Raw genomic sequence first — 16,182 nt, forward strand, 5'->3', positions numbered from 1 at the left:
GTCGGGAGAGAGGTCGCGATGGCCAAAACACGCGACGAGGAGCGTGCCGAGCTGAAAGCGGCATACGAGAAGGGCGCGAGCATTCGTACGCTCGCCGCGGGCACGGGCCGGTCGTATGGTTACGTGCATCGCGCTCTCGTGGAATCGGGTGCCACCCTACGCGGGCGCGGTGGCCCGAATCGGCGCGGCCGCAAGGCGTAACTGGCGTTCGACACGCAGTGTGCCCGTTGAGCTTTCGGGTGCCAATTGTTGCTACCGTTATGCGATGCGAGGACAAGGCGGTATCCGGAACATTGGTGTGCTGGTGCTGGCGGCCATGACGGCATCCGGTTGCGCCGGTGAGGTGCGCCGGCTGGGCGACTCGGTGTCGCCCGTGGCCACGACGACGGCGCTGCCGCAAACCTCAACACCTGCCCCCGAGACGTTCCGCGTCACGGCCTGCGAGACGGTCAGCGGCGGTGGCGGCAAGAATGTGGCCACTCTGCTGCGCGACGTCCGCGTGGGTAAGCAGGACGACTACGACAGGGTCACTTTCGAATTCGGGCCGGATGCCAAGGCTGACCCTAAGAACAAGGTGGCGCTCGATCAGCTGGTGGTTCCCAAGTACTCGGTGGACAGCCCGGCCAGCGTCTCGGCGGGGCCCAAGGGAGACAACGTCATCGTCGCCGGTAGCGCATTGCTCGGCGTGTTGTTCGACGGGGCGTCCGCGCATGAGACTGATAAGCCCATCCGTTCGTATCCGGGCCCGAGCGAGATCAAGCCGAAGGATTTCCCGATCCTGGCCGAGGCCAAGCAAGGCGAGGACTTCGAGGGGAAGGTTCGGTGGGCGCTGGGTCTGAATAAACAGCGCTGCCCCGAGGTGAGCACGCTGACCAATCCGCCTCGGCTGGTGGTGGATCTGCCGCACTAAGGGGTTTGTGACCGGGCACCATCGCCCGGCCCACGGTTAGCCACGGGGGACAATCCCCGGTCGAACGCCAGCGGTACGGCGTCGAACGCCGTACATTCGCTAACCATGTATCGATACCTGGTACCACTTGTACTGGTAGTCGGGCCGCTCGTGGGTGCCCCGCAGGCGGCGGCCGCACCCGCGTGCCCGATAGTGACCGACGGCGGCGCCGAGAACTATGCCAATATCCTGCACGATGTGCGCATCGAAACTCTCGATGACCTGGACAGGGTGACGTTCAGCTTCGGAGCGGACAAGCTGGCGCCGCCGGTAGGGCCGGTGACCTATTGGCAGGCCCCACCATTCTCGGTCACACCGGTCGACGGGGGATACGCGGTGGCATTCCGCGGCGCGGCGGCACACGACACCATCATGGGGACCGTCGACAATCCCGAGAACCGGCACGTGAAGTCATTTCCGCAACCCGATGATCTCGGAGCGCCTCCCGGCTCTGCGGTGGTCCGATCGGCTCGTCTCATGCAGGACGCGGACATCTTCAAAAACAAGAACGGCGTGATGGCGTGGAAGGTCGCGGCACAGGCGCCCAAATGCCCAGTCGTGTACATCGCCGACACGCCCGCCCGGGCCGTCATCGACTTTCCGCACTAATCCGCAGGCAGGCGGGAAACATCGTGCAGGTGATGCACCGGATCGTGCACGAAGTACAGACCCAGTGTCGCGACGGTGAAAATCGAACCGTTGCTTCGTCTCCCGCGTCGCTGTAAGGCCGACTCGGGCACATCGGAGAAGGCGGCGGCGATGGCTTCGCCCGCCGCGGCGAGTTCGACGGCTACCGCCTGTGGATCCTGCTCGGCATACCGGTCCTCGACGGCCGTCTTGTCCTGGTCCCAGTTCTCGAACAAGGGGTTGTCCTCGGCGAGCATGAGCTGCAGCCGGGTCAGGAAGATGCGGAACACGTCGCGGACGTGCGCTCCGTACTCCAGCGCCGACCAGGTCTGCTCGTCGGGGCGTACCCGCACCCGGGGCTGGGCCAGCACCCGCTGCCAGGCCCTCAGGTTATCCCGGACGATATCCGGTATCCGCGCGAATGATGTTGCGGCGGGATCAAATCCGCATTCACCGCAGGGGCGTTCGAGGACCCAGGTCCAGTCCTTGGAGTCAGGCGTGATCGGCACGGCGCACCGAATCCTCGACGAGATCCAACACGCGGCTGAGGCTTTCGGTGGATTCACCGGCGGCCAGGCGTGCCACCAGGCCGTCGAGCACCAGATCCAGATAGCCCAAAATCACCTCGCTGGACACGTCCTCACGCAGTCGGCCGGCCTTCTTCTGGCGTTGTAGCCGTGCCAAGGTGGCGGTGTTGAGCTCTTCGGAACGCTGGTTCCAGCCCCGCCGGAATTCGGGATCATTGCGCAACTTGCGGGCGATCTCTAAACGCGTTGCCAGCCAATCGAATTGATCCGGATCGGCCAGCATATCGCGCATCACCTGCACCAGGCCCTCGCGGCTGGCGACGTTCGCCATCCGCTCGGCATCCTCGCGGGCGAGCGCGAAGAACAAGGTGTCCTTGTCGCGGAAATGGTGGAAGATCGCCCCCCGCGACATGCCGATGGTGTGCTCCAGGCGGCGCACGGTGGCACCGTCGTACCCATACTCGGCAAAACAGCGCCGCGCGCCATCGAGGATCTGGCGGCGACGAGCCGCGAGGTGATCCTCGCTAACGCGCGGCACTGTTGGTCAGCCGTTTCTAGCCGGCCAGCATGTTCCGCAGCACGTACTGCAGGATGCCGCCGTTGCGGTAGTAGTCGGCTTCACCGGGGGTGTCGATTCGGACCACCGCGTCGAACTCGACCTGGAAAGACACAGTGCCGTCTTCTGCAAGTCTCTTCGCGGTCACGTGCACGGTCTTGGGCGTCGAACCCTCGTTGAGCTTCTCGATACCGCTGATGTCGTAGGTCTCGGTGCCATCGAGCTTGAGCGAGGCCGCCGACTCTCCGGCCGGGAACTGCAGCGGAATGACGCCCATACCAATCAGATTCGACCGGTGGATGCGCTCGAAGGACTCGGTGATGACGGCCTTGACGCCCAGCAGGCGGGTGCCCTTGGCGGCCCAGTCACGCGAGGATCCGGAGCCGTACTCCTTGCCGCCCAGCACGACCAGCGGAATGCCGGCCTTCTGGTAGTTCACCGAAGCGTCGTAGATGAAGGCCTGCGGACCACCCTCCTGGGTGAAGTCGCGCGTGTAACCGCCCGAGACGTCGTCCAGGAGCTGGTTGCGCAGCCGGATGTTCGCGAAGGTGCCTCGCACCATCACCTCATGGTTACCGCGACGCGAACCCAGCGAGTTGTAGTCCTTGCGGTCCACGCCATGCTCGTCGAGGTACTGCGCGGCCGGGGTGCCCGACTTGATGGAACCCGCGGGTGAGATGTGGTCGGTGGTCACCGAGTCGCCGAGCAGGGCGAGTACGCGCGCTCCCGTGATGTCGGTGACGGGCGTGGGCTCCAGTGGCATCCCGTCGAAGTACGGGGCCTTGCGCACGTAGGTGGACGTGTCGGCCCACTCGAAGGTGTTGCCTTCGGGGGTGGGCAGTCCGCGCCAGCGCTCGTCGCCCTTGAAGACGTCGGCATAGGAGTCGGTGAACATCTGGCGGTTGATCGACGAGGCGATGGTCTCCTCGATTTCCAAGGCGGTCGGCCAGATGTCCTTGAGGAACACGTCGTTACCGTCGTGGTCCTGGCCGAGCGGGTCGGTGTCGAAGTCGAAGTCCATGGTGCCCGCGATGCCGTAGGCGATGACCAGCGGCGGGGAGGCCAGGTAGTTCATCTTGACGTCGGGGGAGATGCGCCCTTCGAAGTTGCGGTTACCGGAGAGCACCGCGGTCACCGACAGGTCGTTGTCGTTGATGGCCTTGGAGATCTCGTCGGGCAGCGGGCCGGTGTTGCCGATGCACGTGGTGCAGCCGTAGCCGCCCAGGTAGTAGCCCAGCTTCTCCAGGTATGGCCACAGCGCAGCCTTGTTGTAGTAGTCGGTGACGACCTGCGACCCGGGGGCCATGTTCGTCTTGACCCACGGCTTGGTGGTCAGACCCTTCTCGACGGCCTTCTTGGCCAGCAGTGCGGCACCCAGCATCACCGACGGGTTGGACGTGTTGGTGCAGGAGGTGATGCCCGCGACCACGACCGCGCCATGGTCCAGAACGAAGTTGCCGCGCTCGGCGGAGGTCACCTTGACCGGCTTGGACGGGCGGCCCTCGCCACCATTGGCTGCCGACGGAATGACCGCGTCATCCTCGGCGAAGGACAGCACCGCGGTGTCGCTGGCCGGGAACGACTCCTCAACCGCCTCGTCGAGCTGGGTGTGCGGTGCGGGGTGGTTTTCCTCCACGTAGTTGTGGATGTCCTTGCGGAAGGCGTTCTTCGCGTCAGACAGCTCGATGCGGTCCTGCGGACGCTTGGGCCCGGCGATGGACGGCACGACGGTGGAGAGGTCGAGTTCCAGGTACTCCGAGAAGGCGGGCTCGTGATCGGCGTCGTGCCACATGCCCTGTTCCTTGGCGTACGCCTCGACGAGCGCCAGCTGCTGATCGTCGCGGCCGGTCAGGCGCAGGTAGTTGATGGTCTCGTCGTCGATCGGGAAGATCGCTGCGGTAGAGCCGAATTCGGGGCTCATGTTGCCCAGCGTGGCGCGGTTGGCCAGTGGCACCTCGGCCACACCCTTGCCGTAGAACTCGACGAACTTGCCCACCACACCGTGCTTGCGCAGCATGTCGGTGACGGTCAGCACCACGTCGGTGGCGGTGACGCCCGGCTGGATCTCACCGGTGAGCTTGAAGCCGACGACGCGCGGGATCAGCATCGAGACCGGCTGGCCGAGCATGGCGGCCTCTGCCTCGATACCGCCGACACCCCAGCCAAGGACGCCGAGGCCGTTGACCATCGTGGTGTGCGAGTCGGTGCCCACACAGGTGTCCGGGTAGGCCTGCCCGTTCCTCGTGAAGATGGTCCGGGCCAGGTACTCGATGTTGACCTGGTGCACGATGCCGGTGCCCGGGGGGACGACCTTGAAATCGTCGAAAGCGCCTTGGCCCCAACGCAAGAACTGGTAGCGCTCGGCGTTGCGCTCGTACTCGAGCTCCACATTGCGCTCGAAGGCGTCGGCAGTGCCGAAGACATCGAGGATCACCGAGTGGTCGATGACCATCTCGGCGGGGGACAGCGGGTTGACCTTGTCGGGGTCACCGCCGAGTGCGGAGACGGCCTCACGCATGGTGGCCAGGTCGACGACACAGGGCACGCCGGTGAAGTCCTGCATGACCACCCGGGCCGGGGTGAACTGGATCTCCACGCTCGGCTCCGCCGAGGGGTCCCAGTCGGCCAGCGCCAGGACATGGTCCTTGGTGATGTTCGCGCCGTCCTCGGTGCGTAACAGGTTCTCCGCCAACACTTTCAGGCTGTACGGCAGTTTCTCGGTACCGGGTACGGCGTTCAGTCGGAAGATCTCATACGACTCGTCACCAACCTGCAGAGTGCCGCGTGCGCCGAAGGAATTCACCGATTCGTTGCTAGTCACATCAGCTCCAAAGCTCGCTCGAAGGCCACCCGCCGGCGGGCTGTGCCAGGCGGGGTTCCGGAGGCGCCACCGCAGATGGCTGCCTTCCGTCCTCAGTCTAACAGTACGCTTGTCCCGTAATAAGGGGGATGCCCAAATTTCACACCCCGTTCCCGCGCTGGCACTCGTCATCTTCGTAGTGGGTGCCGATATGCACGCAAAATGCGGCGTGTCTGCGCGCGCAACGCCGCGCACGGTGGGGGTTAGATTGATCGCGTGACGCCGCAGCACTTGCCGACCATCATCCCCGCCGAGCTCTGCCAGGCGGTGGGCGTGTCCGTCCAGACCGCGGGTACCGATCCGATGGGCTGGTCGGCCAAGTGCCTGGAGATGGCGCGCGCGGATGTCAACGAGGATGGCGTGGCCGCCCCCGCCGCGGATGTCCCCGGATTGAAGGACGTCGTCGCGAAGGCGCATGCCAAGAACATCGACCTGAAGGTCATCTCGCTTCCCGGTAATCCCTGGATCGACACACCGCTGCGCGATATCGCCACCGAGATCGGCAAGGACCATCCGGACGCGACGATCCTCGTCATTAGCCCGTCGTACGCCGGTACCTACAGTGCGAGGTTCGACAGGGTGACGTTGGAGGCTGGGCAGGATGTCGCCAAGACCGGCAATCCGGTGCTCTCCGCCAACAACTTCGTAGACGAGCTCGGGCGTGAGCACTTCTCGTGGACCGCGCTGACCATTGTGCTTGTCCTGTTCGTGGCCGCGGTCTGCACGGGAATTACACTCCTGCGCGGCCGATTTGCGAATGACTCGGTTAAGTAACGATTTGCAAACCATTCGCGCAGCCTGTTTCGCCACGAAATAGCCGCGCGCAGTATGGAACCCGGATGATCTGCCGATATTCAATTCAGGTCAATTAACCGCCCGAAGGCGTCTCTGCAATTGCCTGTCAGTGGCCAATTAATTACACATATGTAATTTGTGACTAAAGTTTCATTAGTTGCCAAAGTGACGTACGGTGCAAGTGGCGCCAAAGTGGTTAGTGCGTCTTATGTGACAACTGGGAGCGTGTCGGGGAAGGGCCGCTATGACCGAGAAGGCTCGCCGAGCGCCGAAGATCGAGGAGACGGCAGACCGAATGAAACGGACAGTCCCGCAGCATTTCGCGGACCGTTTCGCGGTGCGTGGCAAACGAACCGTGGCAGTCGCCCTGGTCGTGCCCTCGCTGATGGCCGCGAGTCTGATGATGTGGCCCAACACCCTTGCGGTCACGTCCGCAGAACCCAATGACATGGCCTCGCTGATCAGTCAACTGGCCGACACCAACCAGCAGATCGAACAGCTCACCGCTGACGTGCAGACCCAACAGGAGTCCATCAACAAGGGATTGGTCGATCTTCAGGACGCGCGTGACAAGGCGGCCGGAGCAGCCCAGGCGGTCGCAGAGGGGCAGCAGGCCGTCGACACCGCCAATGGCGCGATCGTCGAAGCGCAGGGCAAGTTCGACCGGATGGCCGCGGCCACGTACATGGCCGGCCCCTCGGGTTCGTACCTGACCGCTACCAGCCCCGACGACGTGGTGCGTCTGGCCTCGGTGACCAAGAGTGTCGAGGCGAGCTCGCAGACCGTCATGGACAACCTGCGCCGCGCACGTACAGAGCAGGTCAACAAGGAATCGCAGGCGCGGGCCATCCAGGAGAAGGCCGACCAGGCCGCCGCTGACGCACAGAAGCAGCAGGACGACCTGGTGTCGGCGATGAAGGATGTACAGAAGAAGCTCGAAGCGCAGCGCGGAACCGCGTCGGAGTTGGCGGCCAAGAAGAAGAGCGCCGAGGCGCAGCTAGCCGCCGCCCGTGGGCCGGAGTTCGCGGCGTCGACGGCGACCGCCCGGGTGGTCAATCCGAGTGCCGCCATCGCGGGTAATGGCAACGAGTGGACCGAGGGGCCGGCTCCTGCTGCCGCAGCCGGTGGCCAATGGGATACCACGCTTCCGATGATCGCCAGCGCCAACGTGCCGACCGATCCGACGCAGACCATCAACATGGTGTTGGGCATCGGCAACACCGCAGCCAACGTCGGCCAGTCCGCGGTGTGCGGTGTGATCGGAATGTTCTGCCCCAAAGCTGCCCCGGCGGCGGCGGCTTCCAGCGAGGGTGGCGAGTACCTCCCCAAGGTCTACGGCCGGGAGAATGTGGAGCGGGTGATCGCCCGCGCCGGTAGCGCGATGAACACGCCGTACTCGTGGGGTGGTGGTTCCTACAACGGTCCGACCCGCGGAATCGACTCGGGTGCAAATACTGTCGGCTATGACTGCTCTGGACTGATGATGTACGGGTTCGCCGCGGTCGGCATCAGACTCAGGCACTACACCGGATATCAGTACAACTCCGGGCGCAAGGTGCCCAGTGCGCAGATGAAGCGCGGCGACATGATTTTCTACGGCCCCAACGCAAGCCAGCACGTTGCGTTGTACCTCGGCAACGGTCAGATGCTCGAAGCGCCGAACACCGGCGATGTGGTCAAGGTGTCGCCGGTTCGCACCAGCGGCATGACGCCCTTCGTAACCCGATTGATTGAGTGGTAGAACCTGTGAACACAGCGAAAACGACCAGATTGCTCAAAGTTCAGGGCCTCTTCGTCGTGCGTGCGGCCCTCGCGGTGGGGATCGCTGTCGCACTGGTGCTGTTCATGGGTGTCCCGCGGGCCTCAGCCGATGACAACCCGATCAGCCCGAATGTTGGCACTGCCTTCCTGAACGCCCTCGGGCTGAACCCGTCGGGCGGCGACTGGGACAACACACTGCCCTTCGCGGGGCCGAGTCAGGGCGCCGACCCCACGAAGATCATGAACGGGGTGATGGGGGTCGGACAGACCGCGCTGGGTGCGTTGGGCATCGGCGGTAACCGCGCGTCTGCGGGAGCCGGACGTCCACTCGTGTACGGCCGTCAGGCGGTGGAAGCGGTGATCCAGCGCGGCGGTACGCAGCTTGGTGTCCCGTACTCGTGGGGTGGCGGCACCGTGCGCGGGCCCAGCGGGGGCGTGGACTACGACGCCGGCAAGGTGGGCTATGACTGCTCCGGCTTCACCATGTTCTCCTACGCGGCAGCCGGCGTGAAGCTGCCCAAATACTCGGGTGATCAGTACAACGCGGGCCAGAAGATTCCTGTCTCGCAGGCGAAGCGCGGCGATCTGCTGTTCTACGGCCCGGGCGGTTCTCAGCACGTGGTGATCTACCTCGGCAACGGTCAGATGCTGGAAGCCAGCGGCAGCGCGGAGAAGGTGACGGTGTCGCCCGTGCGCACCGGAGGCATGACTCCCTATGCCGTGCGCATCATCGCGTGGTAGCTCTTCTGATCCTTCGGGTGAGCTAGAACGGCGCGCCAGCGAACGGGTACGTGGACCAAATCCCGGGATGCTGGAATAGTGGACCGGAGGCGCCGCCCAGGGCTGGGTGCCGCTCATATGCACATGGCCACCAAGAAGCCACCGAAATAGCACGGAATCGTCAGGCAGAGCCGGAGGGAAGTTGATGTCATCACCAGGGTCACCAGGGGGAGGTGCCGGGTACTCCGGCGGAAGCGCCGGTCCCGCGCCGCACGCCCCGCAGGGTCCGACATCACCGGCCCTGGCCGCCGAGGTGCAGAACCTCGAGCGCGCCATCTTTGAGGTCAAGCGCGTCATCGTGGGCCAGGACCGACTGGTCGAGCGAATTCTCGTCGGCCTGCTCGCCAAGGGACACGTGTTGCTCGAGGGTGTGCCCGGCGTTGCCAAGACGCTGGCGGTCGAGACCTTCGCCAAGGTGGTGGGCGGCTCGTTCTCCCGTGTCCAGTTCACGCCGGACCTGGTGCCCACCGACATCATCGGTACCCGCATCTACCGCCAGGGCAAGGAGGAGTTCGATACCGAGCTCGGACCGGTGGTCGCCAACTTCCTGCTGGCCGACGAGATCAACCGTGCGCCCGCCAAGGTGCAGTCGGCACTGCTCGAGGTCATGGCCGAACGGCATGTCTCTATCGGCGGCAAGACCTATCCGATGCCCAAGCCCTTCCTGGTGATGGCCACGCAGAACCCCATCGAGAACGAGGGCGTGTACCCGCTGCCCGAGGCTCAGCGCGACCGTTTCCTGTTCAAGATCAACGTCGACTACCCGACCGTTGAGGAAGAGCGCGAGATCATCTACCGGATGGGTGTCACGCCGCCGGAGCCCAAGCAGATCCTGTCCGCTGACGCGCTGCTGCGCTTGCAGGACCTCGCGGCCAACAACTTTGTGCACCACGCCCTGGTCGACTATGTGGTCCGGGTCATCTCGGCCACCCGCAATCCCGCGCAGTTCGGGCTCGGCGACGTCGCCAACTGGATCTCTTACGGCGCGAGCCCGCGTGCCTCGCTGGGCATCATCGCGGCCTCCCGGGCACTGGCTTTGGTGCGGGGGCGTGACTACGTGATCCCACAGGACGTCATCGAGGTCATCCCGGATGTGCTGCGCCACCGCCTGGTGATGAGCTACGACGCGCTGGCCGACGAGGTTTCCGCCGACACCGCGATCAACCGGATTTTGCAGACGGTTGGCCTGCCGCAGGTGAATGCCGTTCCACAGCAAGGACATTCGGTGCAGCCGGCGATGGTGGGGACAAACGGCCCGGTCCCGGCCACCCATAACGCCGCGCCCAGGTGAGCACACCCAGTCCGGGCAACGCCCGGCCGGTAGACATCCCGTCCCTGCGTCGGGGCGAGATCCGTGATCCGCAGTTGTCGGCGGCGCTGCGGACCTTGGAACTGAAGATCCGTCGCAAGCTCGACGGGGTGCTGCACGGTAACCACCTCGGTCTGATTCCCGGCCCGGGATCGGAGCCGGGGGAGTCCAGGCTGTATCAACCCGGTGACGACGTGCGCCGGATGGATTGGTCAGTGACCGCGCGGACTACCAGCCCGCACGTCCGCCAGATGATCGCGGACCGCGAGCTGGAGACGTGGCTCGTGGTCGACATGTCGGCCAGCCTGGACTTCGGGACGACTAACTGCGAGAAGCGCGACCTTGCGGTCGCGGCGGCCGCGGCCATCATCTTCCTCAACAGTGGTGGCGGCAACAGGCTCGGTGCGCTGATTGCCAATGGGGACAAGATTGTTCGGCTACCGGCGCGCTCCGGACGCGCTCACGAGCAGGACATCCTGCGCAGCATCGCCACCATGCCCAAGGCGCCATTGGGTGTCCGGGGCGACCTGTCGCTGGCGATCGACGCATTGCGACGGCCGGAGCGCCGCCGTGGCATGGCCGTCGTCATCAGCGACTTCCTTGGCCCCATCAACTGGATGCGGCCACTGCGCGCCATCGGTGCCCGCCATGAGGTGCTTGGCATCGAGGTCCTCGATCCCCGCGACATGGAGCTCCCAGACGTCGGCGAGGTGCTGTTGCAGGACGCCGAGACCGGAGTCACCAAGGAGTACCGGATCGATGAGAATCTTCGCCGGGACTTCGAACAGGCAGCGGCCAGGCATCATGAAGAGGTGGCACGCACATTGCGCCGTTGCGGTGCACCGCTTTTGAGCCTGCGGACCGACCGTGACTGGATTAACGACATCGTGAGATTTGTCTCCCAACAGCGCCGTGGTGCGGTGGCCGGGACGGGGGCGGGGGCTCGATGAGCGATCTGCCGTTCTTCGGGCCGATGACTCTCACGGGCTTCACCCACCCGTGGTTCTTCCTGGTACTACTGCTGGTGGCGGCGCTGGTCGGGCTGTATGTGTTTGCGCAGTATCTGCGGGAGAAGCGCGTGCTGCGCTTCGCGAACACCGAGCTATTGGACTCGGTGGCCCCGACTCGGCCTCGCGCCTGGCGGCACGCGGCGACAGCGCTCCTGGTGGTCGGCCTGCTGGTGCTGACCATCGCGCTGGCAGGCCCGAGTCATGACGTGAGGATTCCGCGCAACCGCGCTGTGGTGATGCTCGTTATCGACGTTTCTCGGTCCATGGAATCGACCGACGTCGCTCCCAGTCGCCTGGGCGCCGCGAAGGAAGCCGGTAAGGAATTCGCCCGCAATCTCACCCCGGGTATCAACCTGGGCCTCATCGCCTATGCCGGCACCGCGACAGTGCTCGTCTCACCCACGACCAACCGGGACGCCACCGTAAACGCCCTGGATAACCTGCAGCTCGCGGATCGCACCGCCACCGGTGAGGGCATCTTCACGGCACTGCAGGCCATTGCGACGGTGGGTGCTGTGATCGGCGGCGGTGACAAGGCGCCTCCGGCGCGCATCGTGTTGATGTCCGACGGTAAGGAAACGGTTCCGTCGAACCCCGACAATCCGAAGGGTGCCTACACCGCGGCGCGTACCGCCAAGGATCAGCAGGTGCCGATTTCGACGATCGCGTTCGGCACCAAGGACGGGTACGTCGAGATCAACGGGCAGCGTCAGAACGTCCCGTACGCCCCCGACATGATGGAGAAGGTGGCCAAGCTATCGGGTGGGGAAACCTACACGGCGTCTACGCTCGGCCAGCTCAAGGAGGTGTACGCCAACCTGCAGCAGCAGATTGGGTACGAGACGATCCGCGGCGATGCCAGCGTCGGGTGGTTGCGCCTGGGTGCGTTGCTGGTGCTCGCGGCGGCCTTCGTCGGGCTAGTGATCAACCGGCGTCTACCCAACTGATTCGGTGTCCGCCCGGCGGTTCGGTTGGGCCAGTCGGTTAGGCCAAAGTCTAAGAAGACGATAAATTGACTCTCATGTCTGATGCTCTGGGCGCTAGCGTCGTCCGTCCCGCCTTTGTCTCTCGTTCTGTCCTGGTTACCGGTGGTAACCGGGGTATCGGCCTGGCGATCGCGCAGCGTCTTGCCGACGACGGACACAAGGTGGCGGTGACCCACCGCGGGTCCGGTGTGCCGGAGGGCCTGTTCGGGGTGGAGTGCGATGTCACCGACAACGCCGCCGTCGACCGGGCCTTCAAAGAGGTCGAGGAGCACCAGGGCCCCGTCGAGGTGTTGGTGTCCAATGCCGGTATCGCGCAGGACGCATTCCTGATGCGGATGACCGAGGAGAAGTTTGAGCAGGTCATCAACGCGAACTTGACCGGGGCGTTCCGGGTCGCGCAGCGTGCCTCGCGCACTATGCAGCGGAAGCGCTTCGGCCGGATGATCTTCATCGGTTCGGTCTCGGGCACCTGGGGAATCGGCAATCAGGCCAACTATGCGGCCTCCAAGGCCGGCGTCATTGGCCTGGCACGCTCGATCGCCCGGGAGCTCTCCAAGGCGGGCGTCACCGCCAATGTCGTCGCGCCTGGCTTCATTGACACCGAGATGACCCGCGCGCTCGATGAGCGGGTCCAGGAGGGCGCACTCGAGTTCATCCCGGCCAAGCGGGTGGGCACTGCGGCCGAGGTCGCCGGGGTGGTCAGCTTCCTGGCGTCCGAAGATGCCAGTTACATCTCCGGTGCGGTCATCCCGGTTGATGGCGGCATGGGCATGGGCCACTAGGTACGGGAATTCCGCGGCGATGCGCCGCATGCGCGACGAGCAGTACGACGAGCGAGAACACAACTAAGGAGAATCGTGGCAGGGCTACTTGAGGGCAAGCGGATCCTGGTGACGGGCATCATCACCGATTCGTCGATCGCATTCCACATCGCAAAGGTCGCGCAGGAACAGGGGGCACAGCTGGTGCTCACCGGGTTCGACCGGTTGCGCCTCATTGAACGCATCACTCAGCGCCTTCCAGAGCCGGCGCCGCTGCTGGAGCTCAATGTGCAGGACGAGAAGCACCTGGACAGCCTTGCCGAGCGCGTCACCGAGGTGATCGGCGAAGGCAACAAGCTCGATGGCGTGGTGCACTCCATCGGTTTCATGCCGCAGACCGGCATGGGCTTGAATCCGTTTTTCGAGGCGCCGTTTGAGGACGTGTCCAAGGGCTTCCACATCTCGGCGTTCTCCTACGCATCGCTGGCCAAGGCAGTGTTGCCGATCATGAACCGCGGCGGCAGCATCGTGGGCATGGACTTCGATCCGACCCGCGCGATGCCGTTCTACAACTGGATGACCGTGGCCAAGAGCGCACTGGAATCGGTCAACCGGTTCGTCGCGCGCGAGGCGGGCGCTGCTGGCATTCGTTCGAATCTTGTTGCGGCCGGTCCTATTCGGACGCTCGCCATGAGTGCGATCGTCGGCGGTGCACTGGGCGATGAGGCCGGCAAGCAGATGAGCGTGCTTGAGGACGGCTGGGACCAGCGTGCCCCGATCGGCTGGGATATGAAGGACCCCACACCGGTCGCCAAGACCGTGTGTGCCCTGCTTTCGGATTGGCTGCCCGCGACCACCGGCGACATCATCTTCGCCGACGGTGGCGCGCACACACAGCTGCTCTGACCAGCGGACATTCGGCCGTGTTATTCGACGCTGTGCTCCTGCTGTCCTTCGGTGGTCCCGAGGGGCCGCAGGAAGTTCGGCCCTTCCTGGAGAACGTGACGCGCGGCCGCGGGGTTCCGCCGGAACGTCTCGACGAAGTGGCCGGGCACTACTTCCATTTCGGCGGCGTCTCGCCGATCAACGGAATCAATCGAGCGCTGATCGAGGAGATCTCGCGTCAACTAGAACTGGCCGGGCGCCCGCTGCCGGTGTTCTTCGGTAACCGCAATTGGCATCCCATGGTGGAAGAAACCGTTGCCGATATGCGCGACAAAGGGATTCAGCGGGCTGCCGTCTTCACGACTTCTGCCTGGGGTGGCTACTCGGGATGCACGCAGTACGTAGAGGATATCGCCCGGGCCCGCGCCGCGGTGGGGGACGGGGCGCCCGAGTTGGTGAAGCTTCGTCAGTACTTCGACCACCCGGCATTGGTGCAGCTGTACGCCGAGGCGGTCGTCGCCGCGGCTTCGGGCCTGCAGGGTGCACCTCGGCTGGTGTTCACCGCGCATTCGATCCCGATAGCCGCCGACCAGCGGCACGGCCCCGAGCTCTATAGCCGCCAGGTGCACTACCTCGCCGAGTTGGTCGCCGATGCCGCCGGATATCAGGATTACGACGTGGTGTGGCAGTCCCGCTCGGGCCCGCCACAGGTGCCATGGCTGGAGCCGGACATTGTTGATCATCTTGCGGCACTCAAAGATCGAGGAATCCGATCCGTGGTTGTGGCGCCGATCGGATTCGTGTCGGACCACCTGGAGGTGGTGTGGGACTTGGACAACGAGGCGCAGGAGTACGCGGCCGCGCACGACATCGAGTTCGCGCGGGCGGGGACACCGGGGGCGGACGAGCGATTCGCGCGCATCGCTGTGGACCTGATCGCTGAGATCGCAGATGGCCAGGCCCCGCTGCGTGCGGCGGGCAAGAATCCGGTCCCGGGATACGGGTTCAGCGTGAACGGCGCCCCGTGTTCGCCCCTGTGCTGCGGCCGGCCGGAGGCCTAGGGCGCGGCGCCGATGATGGCGGCCGCGGCGGCCATCCGCGCCTCGCGCACCAGAATGACGAGAGGGCGTAACGCGTCGGCGACCGTTCCGTCGTCGAGCGCCCCGGGTGACTCCATGATCTCAGCCGCTGCCGTGGCAATGGCCTCAACCTGGTTGGCTGAATCGAGCACGCGGACCGCCCGGTGTGGCGCGTAGTCCGGCAGGCGGTGCCCGCGTAGCGTGGACAGCACATCTTCGACCAGGGAGCGAGGGTCGGCGTCCGTTGGGCCCACAACCCGGTCCACGCGGCTGAGTGTCGCCGTGGCGGTTCGGACTGCCTGGCGTAGTTGATATTCGGCCTCGCCGAGGTCCGGGACCGCTTGTGCGGGGATCCGGGCAGGGAGCGAATACACCGTCCAGGATAGGCCGACCGTCTCGCCGCGGTCCTCGTCGTACTCCACGGCGGGAACCAATCCAATTGGGGTGGAATTGTTTTGGCGATCGCTAAGCACAATCGCCTCGCTTGCCTCCATCGCATCACGCTGAAACTGGGTGTTGGCGGGCAGCCCCCGAGGGTCGCCGGGTGCGGGCAGAATCACATGGATATCGGGCGAGCCGTGCGGCTGACCGGTCGCGGTACGGACCGTCTGCAGTAGGCCGATGGGGCCGTTATCGTCCATATCTGGCCACGAGAGACCCGTGTGGCCGGCGGCGACGGCGTCGTACGCGGTGACTAAATGTCTTGGCGCCCATGCGATGAGGGCGTCGATGACGTCGTCCGGCGCCGCGCGGCCCGCCAGCCACGCGCTTGCCCACACCGCCAGGGACACACTCGGATTCGCCATAGTGCTCGCAGTCTAAGGCTCCGTATCCGCCCCCACCAGTTGCCCACGCGGTCTAATGTGGAGCCATGCCGATTGTGTGGCTCGTCGCAGGCATCCTGCTCGCGGCCGCCGAGCTGATGACAGGTGACATGTTCCTGTTGATGCTGGGCGGTTCGGCGCTGGTCACGGCCGGTGCCGGGTGGGCGTTCGACATGCCGCTGTGGGCCGAGGGGCTGGTCTTCGTCATCAGCGCGGTGATTCTGCTGGTCGGTGTGCGTCCGGCGCTGCGGAAACGACTGACGGCAGGCCCGGTCCTGCATACCAATGCCAGGGCATTGGAGGGCAAGAGTGCCATCGTGATTGAACCGGTCGATGACGTCCATGGGCTGGTTCGGCTCGGCGGAGAGATGTGGTCCGCCCGCAGCCTGGAGAAGTCGGGTCGATTCGAACAGGGTGAGACGGTCACGGTTGTTCAGATCGACGGTGCGACGGCGGTTGTCGAGAAGATCTAG

16 protein-coding genes and 1 pseudogene are annotated in these 16,182 nt (G+C 65.0%); 13 read left to right on the plus strand and 4 right to left on the minus strand.

What is annotated here, in order from left to right:
• Positions 1–18: 18 nt before the first annotated feature.
• The 3 genes and pseudogenes from B4400_RS15785 to B4400_RS15795 all read left to right on the plus strand — a co-directional run.
• Positions 19–201 (plus strand): helix-turn-helix domain-containing protein, encoded by a 183-nt coding sequence (locus B4400_RS15785; protein ID WP_078288042.1) that lies wholly within the window; start codon positions 19–21, stop codon positions 199–201.
• 64 nt (positions 202–265) lie between these two features.
• Positions 266–910, plus strand: coding sequence for an AMIN-like domain-containing (lipo)protein (locus B4400_RS15790; protein WP_078311992.1), 645 nt, complete (start codon positions 266–268; stop codon positions 908–910).
• An 84-nt stretch (positions 911–994) separates the two neighbouring features.
• A pseudogene (locus B4400_RS15795) lies at positions 995–1,558 on the plus strand (hypothetical protein); the annotation flags it as partial.
• On the opposite strand, the gene B4400_RS15800 reads toward B4400_RS15795, so the two are convergent.
• Genes B4400_RS15800 through acnA form a run of 3 tightly spaced genes read right to left on the minus strand, consistent with a single transcriptional unit; the run spans position 1,555 to position 5,480 of the window.
• Complete coding sequence (locus tag B4400_RS15800) at positions 1,555–2,085, minus strand: DinB family protein (protein ID WP_078311993.1); 531 nt, start codon at positions 2,083–2,085, stop codon at positions 1,555–1,557. The pseudogene B4400_RS15795 and the gene B4400_RS15800 overlap by 4 nt on opposite strands.
• A complete protein-coding gene (locus B4400_RS15805) occupies positions 2,069–2,641 on the minus strand; it encodes a TetR/AcrR family transcriptional regulator (RefSeq protein WP_078288046.1) in 573 nt (190 codons plus the stop codon). Before B4400_RS15805 ends, B4400_RS15800 begins: the two co-directional genes overlap by 17 nt.
• 16 nt (positions 2,642–2,657) lie before the next feature.
• A complete protein-coding gene (gene acnA / locus B4400_RS15810) occupies positions 2,658–5,480 on the minus strand; it encodes an aconitate hydratase AcnA (RefSeq protein WP_212566655.1) in 2,823 nt (940 codons plus the stop codon).
• Positions 5,481–5,735: 255 nt separating this feature from the next.
• Here acnA and B4400_RS15815 point away from each other — a divergent pair, with 255 nt between their 5' ends.
• From B4400_RS15815 to B4400_RS15855, 9 genes are all read left to right on the plus strand, one after another.
• Positions 5,736–6,293 (plus strand): Rv1476 family membrane protein, encoded by a 558-nt coding sequence (locus tag B4400_RS15815; RefSeq protein WP_078311995.1) that lies wholly within the window; start codon positions 5,736–5,738, stop codon positions 6,291–6,293.
• A gap of 316 nt (positions 6,294–6,609) precedes the next feature.
• On the plus strand, positions 6,610–8,055 hold the full coding sequence (locus B4400_RS15820) for an NlpC/P60 family protein (protein WP_078312081.1): 1,446 nt from the start codon (positions 6,610–6,612) through the stop codon (positions 8,053–8,055).
• 74 nt (positions 8,056–8,129) lie between these two features.
• Positions 8,130–8,816 (plus strand): NlpC/P60 family protein, encoded by a 687-nt coding sequence (locus B4400_RS15825; RefSeq protein WP_286142112.1) that lies wholly within the window; start codon positions 8,130–8,132, stop codon positions 8,814–8,816.
• A gap of 184 nt (positions 8,817–9,000) precedes the next feature.
• Complete coding sequence (gene moxR1, locus B4400_RS15830) at positions 9,001–10,146, plus strand: chaperone MoxR1 (RefSeq protein WP_078311997.1); 1,146 nt, start codon at positions 9,001–9,003, stop codon at positions 10,144–10,146.
• A complete protein-coding gene (locus B4400_RS15835) occupies positions 10,143–11,114 on the plus strand; it encodes a DUF58 domain-containing protein (RefSeq protein WP_078311998.1) in 972 nt (323 codons plus the stop codon). The genes moxR1 and B4400_RS15835 overlap by 4 nt, the downstream gene beginning before the upstream one ends.
• Positions 11,111–12,121, plus strand: a complete 1,011-nt coding sequence (locus B4400_RS15840) for a VWA domain-containing protein (protein ID WP_078288051.1) — start codon at positions 11,111–11,113, stop codon at positions 12,119–12,121. Before B4400_RS15835 ends, B4400_RS15840 begins: the two co-directional genes overlap by 4 nt.
• Positions 12,122–12,195: 74 nt before the next feature.
• Positions 12,196–12,942 (plus strand): 3-oxoacyl-ACP reductase FabG1, encoded by a 747-nt coding sequence (gene fabG1, locus B4400_RS15845; RefSeq protein WP_078311999.1) that lies wholly within the window; start codon positions 12,196–12,198, stop codon positions 12,940–12,942.
• Positions 12,943–13,017: 75 nt separating this feature from the next.
• On the plus strand, positions 13,018–13,827 hold the full coding sequence (gene inhA / locus B4400_RS15850; protein ID WP_078312000.1) for an NADH-dependent enoyl-ACP reductase InhA: 810 nt from the start codon (positions 13,018–13,020) through the stop codon (positions 13,825–13,827).
• Between the two features lie 17 nt (positions 13,828–13,844).
• Complete coding sequence (locus B4400_RS15855; RefSeq protein ID WP_078312001.1) at positions 13,845–14,867, plus strand: ferrochelatase; 1,023 nt, start codon at positions 13,845–13,847, stop codon at positions 14,865–14,867.
• Here the strand turns inward: B4400_RS15855 and B4400_RS15860 are convergent.
• Complete coding sequence (locus B4400_RS15860; protein WP_078312002.1) at positions 14,864–15,691, minus strand: Rv1486c family protein; 828 nt, start codon at positions 15,689–15,691, stop codon at positions 14,864–14,866. The two genes, B4400_RS15855 and B4400_RS15860, sit on opposite strands and share 4 nt — an antisense overlap.
• 65 nt (positions 15,692–15,756) lie before the next feature.
• On the opposite strand from B4400_RS15860, the gene B4400_RS15865 reads away from it, so the two are divergent.
• Entirely contained in the window at positions 15,757–16,182 is a 426-nt protein-coding gene (locus B4400_RS15865; RefSeq protein WP_078312003.1) for an NfeD family protein, read from the plus strand.

The sequence above is a fragment of the Mycobacterium sp. D16Q13 genome, assembly GCF_002013375.1.
In the GTDB taxonomy this organism is placed as follows: domain Bacteria; phylum Actinomycetota; class Actinomycetes; order Mycobacteriales; family Mycobacteriaceae; genus Mycobacterium.